The sequence below is a fragment of the Actinoallomurus spadix genome (assembly GCF_024055725.1).
GTDB lineage: Bacteria > Actinomycetota > Actinomycetes > Streptosporangiales > Streptosporangiaceae > Actinoallomurus > Actinoallomurus spadix.
The window spans coordinates 1-17174 of record NZ_JAMXMX010000010.1 but is presented as its reverse complement, the minus strand read 5'-3'; the positions used below and the strand labels follow the sequence as shown (position 1 = coordinate 17174).

The window sequence follows — 17174 nt, the reverse complement described above, 5'->3', positions numbered from 1 at the left end:
CCTCCAGTTATGCGATTCTAGGGAATCGTCGCCATCGGCAACGAGAGGTCATTTTGACTGATTCATCACCCCTTCCGCGCTGGCTTCCTGATCAGCAGATCACGGTGGCGCAGCTGGCCAGCGGGATCGTGGATTACGCGCAGCGAGCCACCTCGAACGAGAATTTCCGCCTGCCGTACCCGGCGAATCTGCAGATGGCGCTTAACCGGCTCACCCTGCTCGCCTGGCATCAGGGCGCGCCGGCACCGGCGAGCGTGGTCGAGCTGCTCCACCTCGCCGGAAATGCCTTCGGAGCCTGGAAGATCTCCCTCCCTGATGCTGACGTGGATCCGGACGAATCCCTGCTTGCCTACGGCCGTCCCACGCGGACCTGCGAGGAGTTGGGCAGTCTCCGCGGTGATGTCGAGGGCGAGATCCGCGAGAACACGTTGATGCGCGCAGTCATGGATAAGGCACGGGCGGCAGACGCGCCCCACTCCTACGTCGCCTTCCGTGAGCTCTTGATCAGGCAGCCGGCGATCAGCGCACTCGAACTCGATACGCGGTTGGGCACATCGGATTTGGCGCTGCTGGCCGACGAGGTCCGGCAAGCTTACGAACCCGTACCGCCGGAGGCTGTGGCCGATGGCGTGGTGCGCACCTGCAGCGGGTGCAACGGGTTGCGGTTGCCGCTGGACGATGGCCGCGCTTGGGTCTGCGGCGACGAGTCGTGCCCGGCGCCTGGAAGCCCCGGCACCGACTATCCCGCCAGTGAAGGCGCCTGGTGGTTGCGGCGTGAGCTGCGCACCTTTGTGACCGCGCCGGGCCGTGCCGAGCTTCGCATCGCCGACTTGGTGGCGGCGATGGGCGTACCGGTCGCGCTGTGGCCCGACTTCGACGCCTGCGATCTTTCTGCCTTCGAGGAGCGCCCCTGGGTGGTCGACATCAAAGCGTGGCGTAACCCGGTGCGGCTGGCCCGCCGGCTTCGGGAACGGTTGTTCACCGTCCCTGAGGGAGCGGAGAAGGCATTCATCGTCATCGGACGGGAGCAGGTGAAGGCGCACCCGCGGTATGTCGCACGGTTGCGCAAGGCGTGTCCGCAGGTGCGGCCGGGCCAACGGGTGGTGGCGGTATCCGAGGCGGAGTTCCTCCGCGCAGTCCGCAAAGAGGCGGAGGCGAGGGCATGAGGCAGATCAAGACGGCACGGGATTGGTTCACCCGCGCGCTTGAGGGCCACTACACCCCGACTGGGCAACAGCCTGCGCCGGGCCGGCTCATGGACACGGAGCTGTGCCTCTACCTGTCGGAGACCGTCGCCGACGGCCAGGCGGCCAGAGGCGTGCCCGCGTTGCTCGACGGTTATCGCGCGCTCTGGGACGCCGTGCCGAACCCGCCGCCGGACGCATCGGTCCGGCTCGCGAACGCGCGGGCCCTGCTGTGGCGTACGCAGCGTCCCTACGGATGGGACGGGGTGCTACGAGCCTACCTGTCGGTCCCCGAGGAGGTTCGTGGTTACTGCCTGGACCCGATTGGTCGACCGTTGCGCCGTCGGCAGTGCCGTGTCGCGGCCGAACGGTGGGAATGGTACGAACAGTTGCTCACCGACCCGCTGCCGTTCGCTTCTACTGCCGTACGACTCGCCACGCCCGGCACGTACAGGATGAGCTCCACAGCGCGAGGCATCGGGGTGACGGTGCCCGACGACCTTCCTGCCGCGCCAGCCCCTACCTTGCACGACTTGGCGGTGCGGCCCCGAGAGCTGATCGAGGTCCCCTGGCCGGAGCTGGTGAAGACCGCGGCGGGTATGGATGAGGCCGACTGGAAGGCCGAGCGCAGTCCACAGCGCTGGGAAGAGCGCCTGATGGACGTCACGCTGCAGGTGCGGATGGCGGACGACACCTTCAAAGACGCGGCCGTTCTTCGCATCGACCAGATGCTGCATCTGGTCGGTTTGGTCAGTGTCGGCAAGAGCACCTTGGTGAAGGTCCTGGCTACCTGGGCAGCGCAGCACAAACGTCGCGTCACCATTGTGGTAGGCGACAATTCGGCGGCGCTGCGCATGGCGCACGAGCTGTCTTGGTACGACGGCGTGCTCGCCGCTCCGATCATGGGACGGAACCGCACCCGGCACACGGAGCGACTGCACCGGCTTCAGCCACCGCCGCCGGGCCGGCTCCTGCCTATCAAGCCCTACGGATTCGACCTGGTCAGCACGGCGTGTCCGCTCGACGCGCTCCGCGAGGCCGCCAGCCCGTTGGAGGTTCGTGAGGCACCCTGCCAGCACCTGATCGAAGCCGACCCGGACGCCCCAGCGGACGGATGGCGGGATAGGCCACGGCGCACGTGTCCGCTATGGCATCGCTGCCAGCGGCACGAGGCTGCGCGTCAGCTCGTGCAGGCCAACGTGTGGATCGCGACTCCCTGGAGCCTGGTGCACACCCCGGTACCGTCGCCGCTGAGCCACGATCAGATGCGGTACTTGGAGGCGGCGTGGCGCCGCAGCGACCTGGTTCTGGTCGATGAAGCCGATCAGGTACAAGCGAACCTCGATGAGATGTTCGCCAGCGCGCAGGTGCTGCTCGGCCCGAGCGAGGAAGCGTGGATCGACGAGATCGGGGCTCGGGTACAGGCCAAGCTCCGGGCCGTCGGCCGCGCTCCGGTCAGCTCGCGGCAGATCCGCCGGTTCATCCTGGCGCTCAACCATGCCCGTACTGCCGCTGACATCATCTACCAGCTGCTGCAGCGTGACCGGGTCCGGCCCGGCAGGCCGGTCCTGACCTGGCTCGATCCCGACTACTTCACCGCGTGGGCGCTGTTCGACAGCCTGGCCAAAGACTGGGCCGGGTACACCGGGCCCAGTGGACGCAGGCCTCCTTCAGGCTGGGATGAGGATCCGCTCTACCTGCTACTGCGTGCGCAGTTCGACGCCTTCGTCGACGATCCAACCGGTGCGTCCGGCGATGTTGCCGGAGGACTGGCCGCGCTGGCGGAGACGCACCTCTCCGACACCGAGGAAGAGGCGCGTGAGGAGGACGTTCGGCAGTGGCTTACCGACCTGAACGACCAGGAGCTGGTCGAAGGAAGGAAGATCGCGCCCGCCGATCTCGACCGCACCGTCTGGCGGCTCGAGCTGGCCATCGCAGTGGCCGTGATGGCGCACCGGCTGAACCTGATGCTCGCCATCTGGCCGGAGGTCGCAGCCGAGTTGGACATGTTCGACACGCTGCCAACGGAGGTACGCAGACCGCCGAGCGACCTCGCGGTCACGGTCCCGGAATCCCCGATGGGCAACGTGCTCGGGTTCCAGTACATCGAGGACGAGCCCGGTCGGCGCGACGGACAGCTGGGCGAATTCCGCTTCTTCCGCTACACCGGCGTAGGCCGCGCCCTGCTCGTCGGGCTACCGGACCTGTTCCCCGCCGACGGCCCAGGCCCCAACGTGTTGCTGTTGTCTGGCACCAGTTGGGCGGGCACCTCACCTCGCTACCACATAGACGTCCCTGTCGGCGCGATTCTGTGCCCATCGCCAGAAAAGCTCGCTGCTATCGCCGAGACGACGTTCACGCTGGATATCCAACACGAAGGCGAGCGGAGTACACCCATCTGGGTCTCAGGCCGCTACGGCAGCGAACGCAGCGACGCACTACGGCGAATGGTCAAGGCCCTGACCCGGCCAGGCGCCGGCCCGGGCCGCCCGAACCGACTCGAACGTGAGCGCGCCTACCTGCCACCCGGCCGCCAGAAGATCATGCTGCTGGTCGGCAGCTACGCCGAAGCCCGCACCGTTACCGATGAACTCCTACGACAGAAGTCCTCCTGGAAGGGACAGATCCGCTGCCTCGTTGGCGACGACGAGCAGGAGACCGGCTGGGACGGCTCTCACCTGCTGCGCCGCGGTGACATTGCGGACTTCGGCACTGACGAGGCGTGGCTGCTGGTCGCACCGATCCTTGCCGTAGAGCGTGGGCACAACATCCTTAACACCGCGGGGATCGCCGCCATCGGTGCCGCATTCTTCCTCGTGCGCCCCCACCCGCGACCGAAAGACCTCAGCTACGTCACGCAGCGCATCAACCAGTACGCCCTCCAACAGCTGCGGCCACGTGCGATCGACGACTGTCCGACACACGAACGCCTGCTTACTGCGGGTAACCAACGGCGACGCGCAGCACAGCGCCAGTGGCGGCGGTTGCTGCACGCCCTCGTCGCCTACAGCCAGCTCGGCGACGATGAACGTAACCGCGTCGCCTGGACCCAGTTGGTGACGATCTGGCAGGTCGTCGGCCGGCTGCTGCGCGGCGGCCAGGCCGCGAAGGTCTACTTCTGCGACGCCGCCTTCGCGCCGCTCACCGCCCGCCGCAGTGAGACCGACGCCGACCTCGACGACGCGAGCACCAGTCTGCTGTACGGCATGCGCGACGTGCTCACTCCTTACTTCGACCCCACTAATACCGACCCTGACCGTCATCTGGTTCAGGCGCTCTACCAGCCGCTGTTCCAGGCCCTGACCACCATGGGAGATCGCTGAATGGCCCCCCGATACGACGAACTGGCCGTAACCGCCCTACGCCTCAACCCCGCCGCCCCCATCGAACGCGATTACTACCTCATGCGCTTCCCTGGCCGGTGGAAGGAGCCGCTGCGCCGACTCGCGAAGGCACGGCGCGGCGGCGATGTCGCCAGCATCCCGATCGCCTCACTCAACAACGCCATCACCGCTCTGGTCCCCGACTGCGTCGTCACCCTGACCTACGCCGGCCGCAGCGACGACGACCAGGACTGGCTCCTCGCCTACCGGGATGTCAACCCGGCAGCCATCTTCAACGTGGTCACCGCATGGGTACGTGCACAGAAGGGCGCACCGGAACAAATCTCCTCAACGCTGTCCCAACTGCACGCCTCCGACCTCATCTGGACACCCGTTCGCCTCAACTTGGCCGCAACGGATCAGCGCGCTCACGCCATGCGCCTGTTGCCGATGGAGATCGCCGCAACGCTGTCCCGGCCCAACGCGCAGTGTCCCCACAACAGCCTGCGGTTCCTGCGATGCCCCAGCGACGACGGCGCCGAGATCATGTCCTGGCCACCGGAGCGTGTTGAGGACCAGACACCCTTCTCAGTGAAGATCGGGATCACCGCACAGACCCTGCCGACAAGCAACGAACTACTCATCTACCTCTCGTTCGGCGTACGACGCTGGATGCCGGTGCGCGGCAAATTGGCCTTCGACCATGGCCACTCGGTCTACCTGGCACCCACCGTGCCCTATCTGACCGGGCTGCAGAACTCCCGGCACTTCGGAATCGCCAAGATCAAGCTGACCAAGGTGACCGACAGCGAAGGCAAGACCAGCTACCTGCCCCGATGGGACGACAGCCTCGCAGGCGTACTCGACCAGATCGGCTGCCTCAGCCGCCTCCCTGACCCGCAGCAACTCACCGACAAGCCCCTGGAATACCTGCAACGCCACGGCGACGCCGCCGCGCTCGTCTACAGCACCGGCATGCTCTCGTCGGAGAAGGTCAGCGCCGGACTGTCCATCGCCGATCGCGAACCGTTGATGAAGTGGGTCATCAGTGAGCTGGCTCCGCACCTGCACCCGGCCCCAGCGCTGCCGCGCGAGAAAACCACCATCTACAAGGGCCTCAGTGGGATCAGCGAAGGCACCATCCCGGCGGGATACCTCGGGAAGGTCGTCGGCCCCCGGCTCACCGTGGAACTGCTCACCGACACTGACCGCGCAACCCAGTACGCTCTCGACCGCCTTGCCACCCGGCTCGGAGCCACGTTGCCACGCGCTGAGCAGCTCGACGAGCACGAGTCCCTCATCGACCTCGGCCCCCTCACCGTCGGAATCCGCCGGCTGGAAACACCCACGATCCGTGCCGACCTGGACCGCAACGGACGCAGACTGCAGGCCGCGGTTGAGGACCGCGTCGACCACATCACCCAGACTCTCGGCAACGCCCCGCACCCGACCGTCGCCCTCGTCGAGATCGCCCACCCGGACGCCTACCAAGGCCAGCGCCGCGCCGACGACCCGAAGTTCGCCATCCGGCATGGGCTGGCGTGCAGCGGACGGCTCAGCCAGTTCGTCACACCGGTCGCCGATCCCAACCGCCCCGCGCGGGTACGCGAGGGCAAGCCGCCGTCCGACCCAAACCGGGAGCGCTTCGCCGCCGCCGTTGACGACCTATTCCGACAGCTTGGCGTGCGCCCGGCACCGCTGCCGGCACCGGCCCGCGACACGCTCGTGCGACAGCCGGCGCTGCTGGCCCTGTGGATGATCCGCCAGAACAAGAAGCGCATCTGGGGCGTCACCCGACAGGTACCCGTCGCCATACTCATCGACCCGACCGGCCAGTATGTTCAGGTCCGGGCGCCAGAGGTGTCATGGCAACCCCTTCACACCGGCCTCATCGAGATCGGGAAGCGCTACGTCCACGCCGACCTGAACTGCGGTCCGGACGACGTTGCCCGGTTCATCGAAGACGCACTCGGCGAAGCCATCGTCGCTTACCCCGACACGCTCCTGCTTACCCACGCGCAGAATCTGCGCAGCGTGTGGGGCAGCCTCGCCAACAACCGCATCGAACTCGACACCCTCCGAATCGGCGGCAGCGCCCCTCGGCCCATCGCCGAGCTGCCCGGCCTGCGCCACATCCGCGTCCGTACGGAGGAGGACGGGGAAACCCCGGAGTGCTACGGCGTCAGCGGTGACGACACCGGCCAGCCCAAGGGGCTGTGGCGATTCCTGCTCCCCCGCGTCTATGGCAGCACCACCGGCAAGCCCAGCACTCACTCGGGCGCGCTCAAGGGCGTATCCAAGATCGTGTCGGCCGAACACGACGGCAAGCCTGTCGCGCCAAAACCGAAGGCACAGGTGTGGAACCCTCAGTTCATCGAGTTGCTCGTGGCCGGGATCCAAGAGGGTAGCGGCGACAAGCCCGAACACTGGGCAGCGCTCGCACACGACCTCCGCGACGCGGCACCGTACGTGCGGAACAGCACCGTCCTGCCGTGGCCGCTGCACCTCGCCGCACAGATCGAGGAATACCTCTTGCCGACGACGATCACCGATTCGTCCTCGGGGACGTGATCTTGACGCGGATGAGTCAGTCGCGTCACGGGTGGGTCCCGTGTGGGTCTACATTGCCGGCCAGATCATTGGGAACGGACGATCCCGGTCGTGTGGGAACGGCCCAAGACCCGGAAGCTGGGTTCCTAAGGTCGCCTGCTGATGCCGTGCATGCGGTGCCGCGCAGCGTCAGCAGCCGGGAGCTCACGAGTCCGTTCTCTCTGGTGCCGCTCGACACTCTCTGCGATGCGCTCCGGCCAGTCGTAGAGGATTTGGCGGAGCCGGGCGATCTGCTCGGGCCGCAGCGGAGGCATCGCATCAACGGCCGCCTGCACCTCAGGACGAGTCGTGAGGCTCATCCGCCCTCCAAGAACGTCTATTGCCCCAGCGTCTCGGCCCAGCTCCCGCTACCCCAACGCTTCCGCAGACGATCTACCTTGAGCTGGTCATACCTTGCCGACGGCGTTCTGGTCGACTATGGCTGGATGGTCACGAGTTCGACGAAAGTCTCGAAGTTGACCAGAGCGAGGGCGTCTTCGAGCCGGGCGTAGTAGCCGTACCCGAGGAGAAAGCCGTTCCAGGTCGCGCGGATGACCGGCCGGGGCCCGTGGCCACGGTCGATCGTGATGACCTTTAGGCGGCGGCCAGCCCCGTCGACGAACACGGCAAAAGGTCTCTACCTGCGGTGATGCCTTCCACGAGGGGGTCTTAGCCGAGTCGCAACGGCTGTTCGTCATGTCAGGAGGCTCGCCGTTTGGGCGGCCGAGCACGGAGCTGAGCGACGCCCGTCGTCGCCGCCTCGGCGGTCTTCTTCCTGCGCGGCGCGGCGGCCGGGCCCAGGTCCTCGGGCTGCTGCTCGAACTGCCGGATGATTTGCTCGAGGTGCGCGTTGGTGAAGCGGTACGCGCCGCCTATGAAAGTGAAGGGTATCCGGCGCTTCCGTGCCTGCTCCTTGAGCCATGACGGCTTGCAGCGGAGTATCTCCGCGGCCTCGTCGGGCGTGTGCAGGAGCGGGATGCTGCTCATGGTCGGCTCCTGGGCGACGAGGTAGCCGGAGGCGGGCCAGCGGATACGGCCGCCTGACTCCCGGCTCCAGCCGGTGTACTGCGCGGCACGGCAGCTGGCAGCGTACTGCTCGAGCTCGGGCAGGACCTGATCCCGCAGCCGGGCGGCGCGCTGCTTGTGCTCGTCCAGCTTGGCCTGCGTGGCGCCCTCCTATCTCCAGGTGGTGCGGTGCGCCGTCCAGGCGATCGCCGCGCGAGCGGCTCGTCCCTGGTGGCTGCGCAGGTGAGGAACTCCCGGCGGCGCTGGCTGACGTGAGCTGCGGGCCCAGTAGCCGGCGAACGCCGCGGCGTAGCTGGTGATGATGGCCGGGTCGGTGTCTCGCCAGGCCGGTACGTCGGCGAGCGCGGCTTCGGCCGCGGCGGGCGTGTGCCCGGCCAGGATCAGGTGAGGGACGAGGTCGACGACATCGAGCCAGGCAGCCCCGCGGGCCGGTTGCGCCCAGTCGATCAAGAACACCCTGCCCTCCGGGTCGAGCAGAAGGTTGGAGGCGTTCACGTCGCCGTGGACCAGCGTGTCGCCGGCGGCCGGCGGGAGCCAGGCGGTCTCGAGCGCGGCCAGGTCGTCCAGGTGCCGCCGGGTCCACTCGTCCAAGTCGGGGGGCGGCGTGGCCGCCAGGGTTCCCCAGCCGTGCACGAAGTCGGCGAGGTCGATCTCGGCGGCGGGTGCATCGACGGGGCAGGGGGTCAGGACGTCGGCCAGGCCGGCGATCGTTACCACCACCCCAGGAACGTCCGGGGAGCCGGGTGACAGGTCGGCGTGCCGGGCGTCGACGTCGTCCAGGACGAGGACGACCCAGTCGGCGATCTGGCCGTCCCAGTGGAGCCGGGGCGCGGGCGCGGCCGCCGGAAGCGCCCGGGTGGCCGCGGCCTCGTCGCGATACTTCCCGGCGAGCGGGTGCGCGGCGGGGATGCCCTTGGCAAAGACGCGGCGGCCGTCGGCGAGTTGAATTCGGGCGGCTAGGCCGGGTGTGAAGCCGCCGCCCTGGACGTGGGCGGTGGTGATGTCGCCGAGCAGCTCGGCCAGGCCCTCGCGGAGCGGGGCGGGCAACTCCCCCCAGCGTGGGCGTACGGCTGTAGCGGCCGGCTGTACGGATTGGGGCGTGGTCACGGGCCGATGGTAACCACGCCGCGTGATCAACTCCGGTGATTTCGGTGAGGGCTGTCCGGAAGCAGGTCGTGGGGGAGGGGAGCCAGTTCGCGGCGGATGCGGGCCGAGGCGACCGTCGTCAGCTCTGTGCGGATCCGTCCGAGGGTCTGCGCGGCGGCGTCCCGGTGGCCGCGGCGGTACTGGACGCGGGCGAGCCGCGCGGCGATCAGCGCGCGGGTGCGGCGCTCGATCGGCCGGCGCGTATTCACGGAAGCGGCGAGGTGTCGTTCGGCTTCGGGCAGGTCGCCGAGGCTCGCCAGGAGGGTGCCGGTCTGGTGCTCGAAGGATTCGCGGCGGTAGCCGCCGTACCAGGCATCCTCGGGGAGGGAGTCGGCGCGCTCGAGGTCGCGTTCGGCTCGGGTGAGGATCTGGCGCGCGTCGCGGCCGTCGGCTGCGGCAGCCAGCGCCTCGGCATGCGCCCCGGTGATCCAGGCGCGGGTACGTGTCGGGCAGCCGCGCCGGATCCCGGACACCGCGGCCTCGGCCAGGTCGACGGCCCGGTGCGGGTGACCGAGCTCGATGGCCTGGATGGCCATGGACCGCAGCGCGGTGGCGCGCAGGAGCGGGTCGTTCGCTTCTTCGGCCAGGCGGACGGCTTCGATGTAGTACCCCTGGCCCAGGCCGTTCGCGCCAGCGTCGACGGCCATCCACCCGGCCAGATAGGTCAGCTCGGACGCGGCGCGGAACAGGTCCGGGCGGGCCCGGCCGGTGGTGCCGCGCAGCAGCGGGCCGATCTCGCCGGCGAGGTACCCGGCGACGGCAGCGCGGGCGTTGCCGCCGCCGTACAGGTCATCCATATCAGCCAGGTGCCTGGTCGTGGCGCGGATCCGGGCGACGTCGGCCGCGCCGGCGCGGCGACCGGGCCCAGAGCGGGACAGGATGCGGTGCGGGCCGGTCGGCATCGTGAGGGCGGCCAGGCTGTAGAGGCCGGTGGCCAGTGCAGTTCGGCGGTCCATGTCACTCCTTGCCAGCCGCATCAGCCACGCCACGGGGTCACCTTGCCACGGGTCCGCGCGAATGTCGGTCATCGCCGGGGCATCCCAGCCAAGATCCTCGGCCGTCAGTTGTGGCCGGCCGAGTGCCCGCGCGAATGCCTCCACGGTGATGGGGATCGTCTCGTCGCGCGGGACCACGCCGGCGATCCAGTGCGCGATGGCACCGGCACCGTAGGTCAGGGGGATGTCGTTCTCGGCCCCGACCGCGTTGATGGCCTCGGCCGCGGCGGCCAGGGTCCATCCGGCCTGGTCGATCGCCGCTCGTAACGCGGGGTTCTGGATGGGGCGGCTTCGCTGACGCGCCATGCCGCCAGCATGCCCACCGATTGCATTGCCTTCAATACGTTCCGACCTTCCGCCCGGACCCGCGGCGCTCTTCACTGACCCCCAAGACCCCCGAGTCAGGGAGCGCTCATGATCCTCACCAGCACTTACCGCGATCAGACCAGCCTCAGCCGGGACCTGCTCGCGGCGTTCTCCGCCCTCGACCACGCCACCACCGCCGACCTGTCGCCCGACACACTGGCCGGCGCCCTCGACCGGCTGCTGCGCCGGCTGGCCGTCCTGGCCTCCCTGCACGGCAGCGCCGTGCCCGCCCAGTTGCTCACCGCCCTCGGCGGTGTCGACGCCGGCAGCGTCGACCCGGTCGACCTGGCCGCGGCCTACCTCGAACACGGCACCGGCACGATCTCCGGCGAGGCGAGCGAGATCCAGCAGGAGCTCGTCCACTTCTCCCGCATCGTCGACATCGGCCAGCTCGGCCTTCAGGCCGGCGTCGACGAGCACGCGCTGCGCCGGCTACGCGGTTCGGACCGGCTCCCGGACTCACTGAAGGTCCTATCGGAGCTGGTCATCGTGACCCGGGCCCGGCTGGCCCAGCGCGGCCGCCTGCTGCCGACGCCGTGGCTGCGGCCCGACCCCGCCGCCGAGACCGACACCGGCGACGTGACCATCGCCGCGCCGCCGGCGACCCCGGACTACTGGATGGCGGTGCGCTGCGCCCGGCGCCGCCTGCGCCGGCAGTTCCGCTATGAGTTGTCCGCGCTCCTGGAGTACCTGACCCCGGTCGAGGCTGCGCTCGCCCTGTGGGCGCACGCGCACGAGCAGCAGCTGCCCACAGGCGTCGACTTCCTGATGGTCCAGGCCGACCCGTGCGGCGTCACCGCGGCCTCCTGGACCTACCAGCCCGGCACCCGGCCCGAGACCGACGACATCATCGGCCACGTCGCCCGGCAGCTCCCGACCATCACCACCCTGACGACGGGCCAGAGCACCGTCGTTCCGATGGGGGAGGGCGCCTACCGGATCACCGCGGACGCGTTCGCCGCCGCCACCGTGACCGACCAGACCAGCAACGCCACGGCCGCGACCCTGACCGCGCCACCGGAAATCGGCACCGTCACGCATCAGGCCATGGCCGAGGAGGCCCGCCTCCTGCTGTCCCACTACATCGGCCCGGAGCTGGTCAGCATGGAGGCCGGCCACATCCACCTGGACCGGGACCTCGACATCGACCAGGACACCGGCGCGGCCATCGGCGCCGCGCTGATGGAACTGCTCGCTGCCCGGCAGACCCGGCCGCCGGTGCTCACACCGATGATGGACGACGATCACGTCCTGGTCCGGCTCGCCCCGACCACCTACCGCCAGTTCCTGCAGCAGACGTTCGGCGGCGCGCCGATGCACCTGATCTGTGAGTCCTCACCGATCATCCGCGCCATCGTCGTCGCGCTCTATCAGCGGTTGCGGAACTCCAAGCTCGGCAACCGGTTCGACCGCCGCGGCGGCAACCTGTTCCTGCCGCTGCCCGACGGCAGCCACTGCGAGCTGTTCGAGAACATCGACGGTACGCCGATCACCGGCTGCGTGTTCTTCGAGACCGCGCTGCTCACCTACCGCACCGCCCCCGCACGGTTCGACCAGTACTTCGCCGAGCGGTACGGCCTCACGGTCGGGGTGCACGAGCAGGCCGCGCAGATCCTGTCCGGTGACCAGCCGCACGACGCAAAGGTCGCCGAACTCGGCGAGTACTACCGGCGGTACGCCGACATCACCGACCCGCACCGACCCGACCCGCACATCACCGCGCTCGTGGCCGACGTGCTCGACCAGGCCGCGCCGGTGACCGCGCACCTGAACGTCCTGGAGGACTACTACGAGATCCAGCAGGGCCGCGTCCGCCAGCTCCTGAGCCTGCTCGGCCTGCCACTGCGGCTGGTCACCGTGCACTTCAACGCCGCCACCGGCCGCGTGGTGCTCTGCGATGAGTGACCATGTGCTGGTGCTCACCGGCGGCACCGGGACGGTCGGCGATCAACTGCTCGCCGCACTGGCCACGGTCTGGCCCGGCCGACTGTGCGCGGTCGGCCGGGCCAGACCGGCCCGGCTACCCGCCGGACACGACTTCCTGCCCTGCGACCTGGCCGACCCGGCCGCCACCAGGGCGGCCGCCGAACACCTCGCCGACGGGTCCCCGATCACCGCGCTGGTGTGCGCGGCCGGCGTCGACTCCCGCGCCACCCTGGACGACCTCACCTCGGACGCGTTCAGCGCGTGCATGCAGATCAACTGCCTGGCCCACCTGCAACTGCTGCGCGCCGCCAGCTGGCTGCTGCCGCGCCCACTGCCCGTCGTGCTCGTCTCCAGCGACGTGGTCGGCGCCCCGGCACCCGGCACGCTCGTCTACGCCGCGGCCAAAGCCGCCGCCGAGGAAGCCTTCCGCCACGCCGCGATCGAAGCGCCCGCGCCGGGGATCGCGCTGCTGACCGTACGACTCCCCGACATCGGCGTGCCGATGCGCGCGGCCGCCCCCGGCCCGCCACCGCCACCCCGGACCGCCGACCAACGCCCGAACGAAGCCCTGGCGGCGGCCGTCGCGGCCATCACCCAGTTCGTCACCCAGAAGCACGCCGCCCGCATTGAGGAGGTCTGGCATGCCTGACTGGACGATCTCCACCAGCGGTACCGACCCGGCACCCGCCCGGGCCATCGCCGAGGAGACTCACCTGCCCCTCACTCGCCCGACCCGCGTTCCGGGCACCTACCTGATGCACGGATCCGACCAGGCCCGGATCGCCGCGGCCGCGCAGACCGCGCTGCAGGCCGACCATCGCCTCGTCCTGCTCCCCGCCCCGCCGACCGGCGCCCTGCCCGACGGCATCGCCGTACGGATCGACGAGCGGCGATGCCGCGTCGACGCGCACACCGGCGGGGATGTCCGCAGCGGCTGGGACGTGGCGATGTTCACCTCCGGCAGCACCGGGACCCCGCGTGGCTACGGGTTCACCCGCCTGCAGCTGGAGCAGGTCACCGCCTGGTACGAGCAGATCTACCAGGTCACCAAGGACAGCATCCTCGTCACCGCGCTTCCGGCCGCCTACAACTTCACCTTCGTCGCCGGCGTTCTCCTCGCCGCCCGGCTCGGCGCCCGCCTGCACCTCAGCCGATCCCTCCCACGGGTCCTGCACGACGCCAAGCAGCTGGCGAGTGCGGCGGATCGGCTCGTCGTCCTGGCCAACCCCGTCATCCTTGACCAGGCTCAAGCGACCGGCCCGCTGCCGCGTCACGTCCTGGTCGACTCCGGCGGTGCACCGCTCAGCACGACCGCGGTCATGGACTACCGCAACCACGGCGTCGACCTTCGCGAGGGCTACGGCCTCACCGAGACCGCGAGTCTCACCCACTTCGACACCGATGCCGGAATCGCCTCAGTCGGAACGGTCGGTGTCGGGATGCCCAGCGTGCGCACCGTCATCGACACCGATGGCGGTGCACCCGTCGTCGAGGTCGCCAGCCCGGCCATCGGCATACCTCTCGATCCTGCCGAGCCTGTGCCCGGAGGGCGGCTGCGCACAGCCGACCTCGGCCGCCTCGATGATCGCGGCCGGCTGCGGCTGCTCGGCCGCATCGGCGACGAGCAGATCGGTGGTCTGTGGCCTCGGGACACCCTCGACGTCCTCGGGCCGTTCCTGCGTCGACGCTGCGCGCTCGTCCGCCATCACACCGGCCAGGCGACAATCCGCCTGCTCGCCGAGGCCAGCGCCGAGTACACCACCGCGATCCAGTGCCGCGCCGCCGATGCTCTGGGCATATCACCCGACGACGTCTTCGTGACCAGCCAGGGCCCGACGCCCCTCCTGCACTCGGTCAAACTCACACGAAACCAGCCGCGCTGACCGGCCTACGGGGGCATCGACAGCCACCTCGCACAGCAACGGGAGCCAAGGTCATATTTGGTTATGGCATGCGGTCGGGACTGAATCGAAAATCGGTTCAGTCCCGACCGCACGCGCGCTGCTGGCCGCCGTAGACGCGCTGGGCCGAGATGGCGAACCGCAGCCCACCTACTCAGTGCTCATGGGACCGGCCGCCGGGACCGTGGACTCCCGCACCGCCAGAACGCTCACCGAAATCGGAGACCTGCCCGGCACCGAAGCGCGGCACCGAGCAGCCTTCACCTCCTGGGATCCGGTCGCCTTCCCGCGCGTTCACCTGCTCACCCACATGGACCTCGGAGACTGTCTCTCCGCCCAAGCTCGCGCCGACGAGGCCGTAGCAGCCTGGAGCCGGGCGCTTGATCTGGCCGAGGGAATGGCCTCAGCCCGAACCAGAACCGCGTGGGCGTCCATCCGGCCCACCCTCACCGTTTACCGGCGCCGTGGTGTTCCCGGCGCGGCCCTTTTGGAGCACCGGATTCGGCAAGCAGCCATCTGAAAGGATCGATCCCGTGACCGACACCGCCCTGCCCCCGGCGCTCGACTCCCACACCCTGCTCGTCGCCGCCGTCATCGTGCACGACACCGCAGCGGGCCGGGTGCTGCTGATCCAGCGCGGACCCGACGCCAAGTTCGCTGCCGGGCATTGGGACTTGCCTGTCGGCAAAGCCGACAAAGGCGAGATCATCACCACGACCGCCGCCCGCGAGCTGAAGGAGGAAACCGGCCTGGTCGTGGAGCCGGCCGAGCTGAAGGTCGCAGGAATCATCCACGGCGCGTGGGGTGTCGAGGCCCCCAACGGCTTCTTGACCGTCGTCTTCGTCGCCAACACCTGGACCGGCGAGCCGGTGAACGCCGAGCCGCACAAGCACTCGCAGGTGACGTGGTTCCCCGTCGAGCAGGTGCCCTCACAGTTCGTACGCACGACGCGCGAGGCACTGATGAACTACCTCCACGGCGGACCGATGGTGTCCACCGACGGCTTCTAACGTCCCCACGGCGTTCAGTACGCCAGTGCGCGTGCGCGAGGAGACCTCCTCGGAGTTGATCACGTTGACCGCTTCTCCGCAGCGGGCCAGGAGATCGCGACCAGTCCGTGGATCTTCTCCATGACCACGACACCGTCCGGCAGGTCGAGTTCGTCGCTCCCGGTCGGCCAAAACGCGAACGTGGGGGCCGGCCCGCGCCGGGCCTGGCGGTCCCACGCCCGGATCTGCTCGACCATCGCGGCTGCGGCGGCCTCTGCGTGGCAGCCGTAGGCGCGTGCTCCGAACTCCGAGCCGGTGACACCGGCGGCCGGGCGTACGGTGAGGTAGGCGAGCGAGTCGTCGCGTACAGCCCCGAAGGGGAACCATCGGCCGGTGCCAAGAGCCAACACGTCCTTCTCGGCCGTGATCCAGCAGAAGCCGGTCAGGAAGCAGGCGAACCACAGGTGCAGGTCGGCGAACGAGACGCCGCGGTCGATCGTGACGCCGGACCGCACCTCTGCGGGCTCGGTCGCCAGGACACCGTCCAATTGGTGCGGGTTCTCCGGTGCTCCCTCATCGAAACGGAGCTCGACGCGGCGACCTTGAGCATCGGTCAACGGAAGCGCCGATTCGTGACGCGCGCCGGCGCCCTGCATCGCGACGAACCCCGCCACCTCGGCAGAGGTACTCACCAGGTGACCCGCCTCGCGGCGGAAAGCGATGACACGGGTGATGCCGTTCATCCGCAGCGGTACGACGAGCCGCCCATCATCGGTCAGCTGCTCCCGCCAGGCCGGGGCGATGTCCCAGGCGCCGACCGTGACGATGACCGCGTCGAAGGGTGCGAACTCGGGGGCTCCCTGCTCGGCGTCGGCCAGCGTCACCGTGACCCGCCCGCCGTACCCGGTGGCGTCCAGCAGGGTGCCGGCGCGGTCGGCCACTTCCGCGTCGATGTCGATCGTGACGACGCGCCCCTCCGGGCCGACCACCTCGGCCAGGAGCGCGGCATTGTAGCCGCCCGATCCCACCTCAAGCACCCTCATGCCCGGCTGGAGCGCGGCTTGCTCGATCATGCGTGCCTGAATGAACGGCGCACTGACCGAGGAGATCGCGGCCCCGTTCTCACCGGTCTTGGTCACCACCGCCTGATAGGCGTCGTACGCGGCCTCCAGGGCCGTGCCGGCCGGAACGAACTGCTCACGCGGCACCGTACGGAAGGCGTACTCCACCCGCGGGGAGGTGATCTTGCCGTCCGTGAGGAGCTGGTCCGTCATGGCGTCGCGGAGAGCACGCGCAGCGCTTGCGGTGGGAATTCGAGGGCTGCCGGTCGTCGTCACCGGCGTCACCCTAATCGCAGGGACCGGCCCACCGGGGGCAGCACCGCGCTGTTCGCATGAACCCGTCGTGGGCTGCGCGAGGCCATTCCGCCGGCATCGTCGATCAGGTGCGGCCGTGGCGGCCGATACGTGTCGGACCACCCGATCATGCGCCCCGCCGCGTAGTGTCCCCGCCCGACACGGTTCCCCCTGGGAGGCGGATGATGATCACGCCGATGCGAACATTCTGGGAGTTAGCGCTTCGAAGCTGCAGGAGCGGCAGCAGTCGCCGCGCGCAGGGCTCTACCTCCGGCTCGCCCGTAGTCCGAGCGCCGGCGACATGAGCAGACGTGGCCTGCTTAGACGTCGTCTCATTTGGTGAGTCGGCGGTAGCAGATGAGGGCCGCGGCGAT

At 69.3% G+C, this 17174-nt stretch carries 12 protein-coding genes; 7 read left to right on the top strand and 5 right to left on the bottom strand.

Annotation, left to right across the window (positions count from 1 at the left end):
• The first annotated feature begins 104 nt into the window (after nt 1-104).
• The 3 genes from NE235_RS16625 to NE235_RS16615 are packed head-to-tail and all read left to right on the top strand — an operon-like array spanning nt 105 to nt 7078.
• Nucleotides 105-1166, top strand: a complete 1062-nt coding sequence (locus NE235_RS16625; protein WP_252803779.1) for a pPIWI_RE_Y domain-containing protein — start codon at nt 105-107, stop codon at nt 1164-1166.
• The gene (locus tag NE235_RS16620) at nt 1163-4507 is read left to right on the top strand and encodes a pPIWI_RE_Z domain-containing protein (protein ID WP_252803777.1); all 3345 of its coding nucleotides are present in this window, start codon (nt 1163-1165) and stop codon (nt 4505-4507) included. Before NE235_RS16625 ends, NE235_RS16620 begins: the two co-directional genes overlap by 4 nt.
• On the top strand, nt 4508-7078 hold the full coding sequence (locus NE235_RS16615; RefSeq protein ID WP_252803775.1) for a pPIWI_RE module domain-containing protein: 2571 nt from the start codon (nt 4508-4510) through the stop codon (nt 7076-7078).
• A 454-nt stretch (nt 7079-7532) separates the two neighbouring features.
• Here the strand turns inward: NE235_RS16615 and NE235_RS16610 are convergent, their stop codons facing one another.
• The 4 genes from NE235_RS16610 to NE235_RS16595 all read right to left on the bottom strand — a co-directional run bounded on the left by NE235_RS16610 (nt 7533) and on the right by NE235_RS16595 (nt 10644).
• Nucleotides 7533-7721, bottom strand: a complete 189-nt coding sequence (locus NE235_RS16610) for a hypothetical protein (protein ID WP_252803774.1) — start codon at nt 7719-7721, stop codon at nt 7533-7535.
• A gap of 74 nt (nt 7722-7795) precedes the next feature.
• Nucleotides 7796-8083 (bottom strand): helix-turn-helix domain-containing protein, encoded by a 288-nt coding sequence (locus tag NE235_RS16605; protein WP_252803772.1) that lies wholly within the window; start codon nt 8081-8083, stop codon nt 7796-7798.
• A 189-nt stretch (nt 8084-8272) separates the two neighbouring features.
• The gene (locus NE235_RS16600; protein WP_252803769.1) at nt 8273-9229 is read right to left on the bottom strand and encodes a phosphotransferase family protein; all 957 of its coding nucleotides are present in this window, start codon (nt 9227-9229) and stop codon (nt 8273-8275) included.
• Nucleotides 9230-9255: 26 nt separating this feature from the next.
• Nucleotides 9256-10644 (bottom strand): hypothetical protein, encoded by a 1389-nt coding sequence (locus NE235_RS16595; RefSeq protein WP_252803767.1) that lies wholly within the window; start codon nt 10642-10644, stop codon nt 9256-9258.
• Nucleotides 10645-10677: 33 nt separating this feature from the next.
• Between NE235_RS16595 and NE235_RS16590 the strand changes: the two genes are divergently transcribed.
• The 4 genes from NE235_RS16590 (at nt 10678) to NE235_RS16575 (ending at nt 15466) form a co-directional block, all read left to right on the top strand.
• Nucleotides 10678-12534 (top strand): hypothetical protein, encoded by a 1857-nt coding sequence (locus NE235_RS16590; RefSeq protein WP_252803765.1) that lies wholly within the window; start codon nt 10678-10680, stop codon nt 12532-12534.
• Nucleotides 12527-13204: an SDR family NAD(P)-dependent oxidoreductase gene (locus NE235_RS16585; protein WP_252803763.1), complete on the top strand. Its 678-nt coding sequence runs from the start codon at nt 12527-12529 to the stop codon at nt 13202-13204. The genes NE235_RS16590 and NE235_RS16585 overlap by 8 nt, the downstream gene beginning before the upstream one ends.
• Entirely contained in the window at nt 13197-14438 is a 1242-nt protein-coding gene (locus NE235_RS16580) for an AMP-binding protein (protein ID WP_252803761.1), read from the top strand. The genes NE235_RS16585 and NE235_RS16580 overlap by 8 nt, the downstream gene beginning before the upstream one ends.
• A gap of 551 nt (nt 14439-14989) precedes the next feature.
• Nucleotides 14990-15466: an NUDIX domain-containing protein gene (locus NE235_RS16575; protein ID WP_252803759.1), complete on the top strand. Its 477-nt coding sequence runs from the start codon at nt 14990-14992 to the stop codon at nt 15464-15466.
• A 59-nt stretch (nt 15467-15525) separates the two neighbouring features.
• Here the strand turns inward: NE235_RS16575 and fxlM are convergent, their stop codons facing one another.
• Entirely contained in the window at nt 15526-16782 is a 1257-nt protein-coding gene (fxlM, locus tag NE235_RS16570; RefSeq protein ID WP_308206091.1) for a methyltransferase, FxLD system, read from the bottom strand.
• Nucleotides 16783-17174 lie beyond the last annotated feature (392 nt).

Excerpts from the sequence above, each read along its gene's own strand:
- NE235_RS16620 (WP_252803777.1), top strand. The coding sequence starts at position 1,163 with ATGAGGCAGATCAAGACGGCACGGGATTGGTTCACCCGCGCGCTTGAG.
- NE235_RS16615 (WP_252803775.1), top strand. The coding sequence starts at position 4,508 with ATGGCCCCCCGATACGACGAACTGGCCGTAACCGCCCTACGCCTCAAC.
- NE235_RS16605 (WP_252803772.1), bottom strand. The coding sequence starts at position 8,083 with ATGAGCAGCATCCCGCTCCTGCACACGCCCGACGAGGCCGCGGAGATA.
- NE235_RS16585 (WP_252803763.1), top strand. The coding sequence starts at position 12,527 with ATGAGTGACCATGTGCTGGTGCTCACCGGCGGCACCGGGACGGTCGGC.
- NE235_RS16580 (WP_252803761.1), top strand. The coding sequence starts at position 13,197 with ATGCCTGACTGGACGATCTCCACCAGCGGTACCGACCCGGCACCCGCC.
- NE235_RS16590 (WP_252803765.1), top strand. The coding sequence starts at position 10,678 with ATGATCCTCACCAGCACTTACCGCGATCAGACCAGCCTCAGCCGGGAC.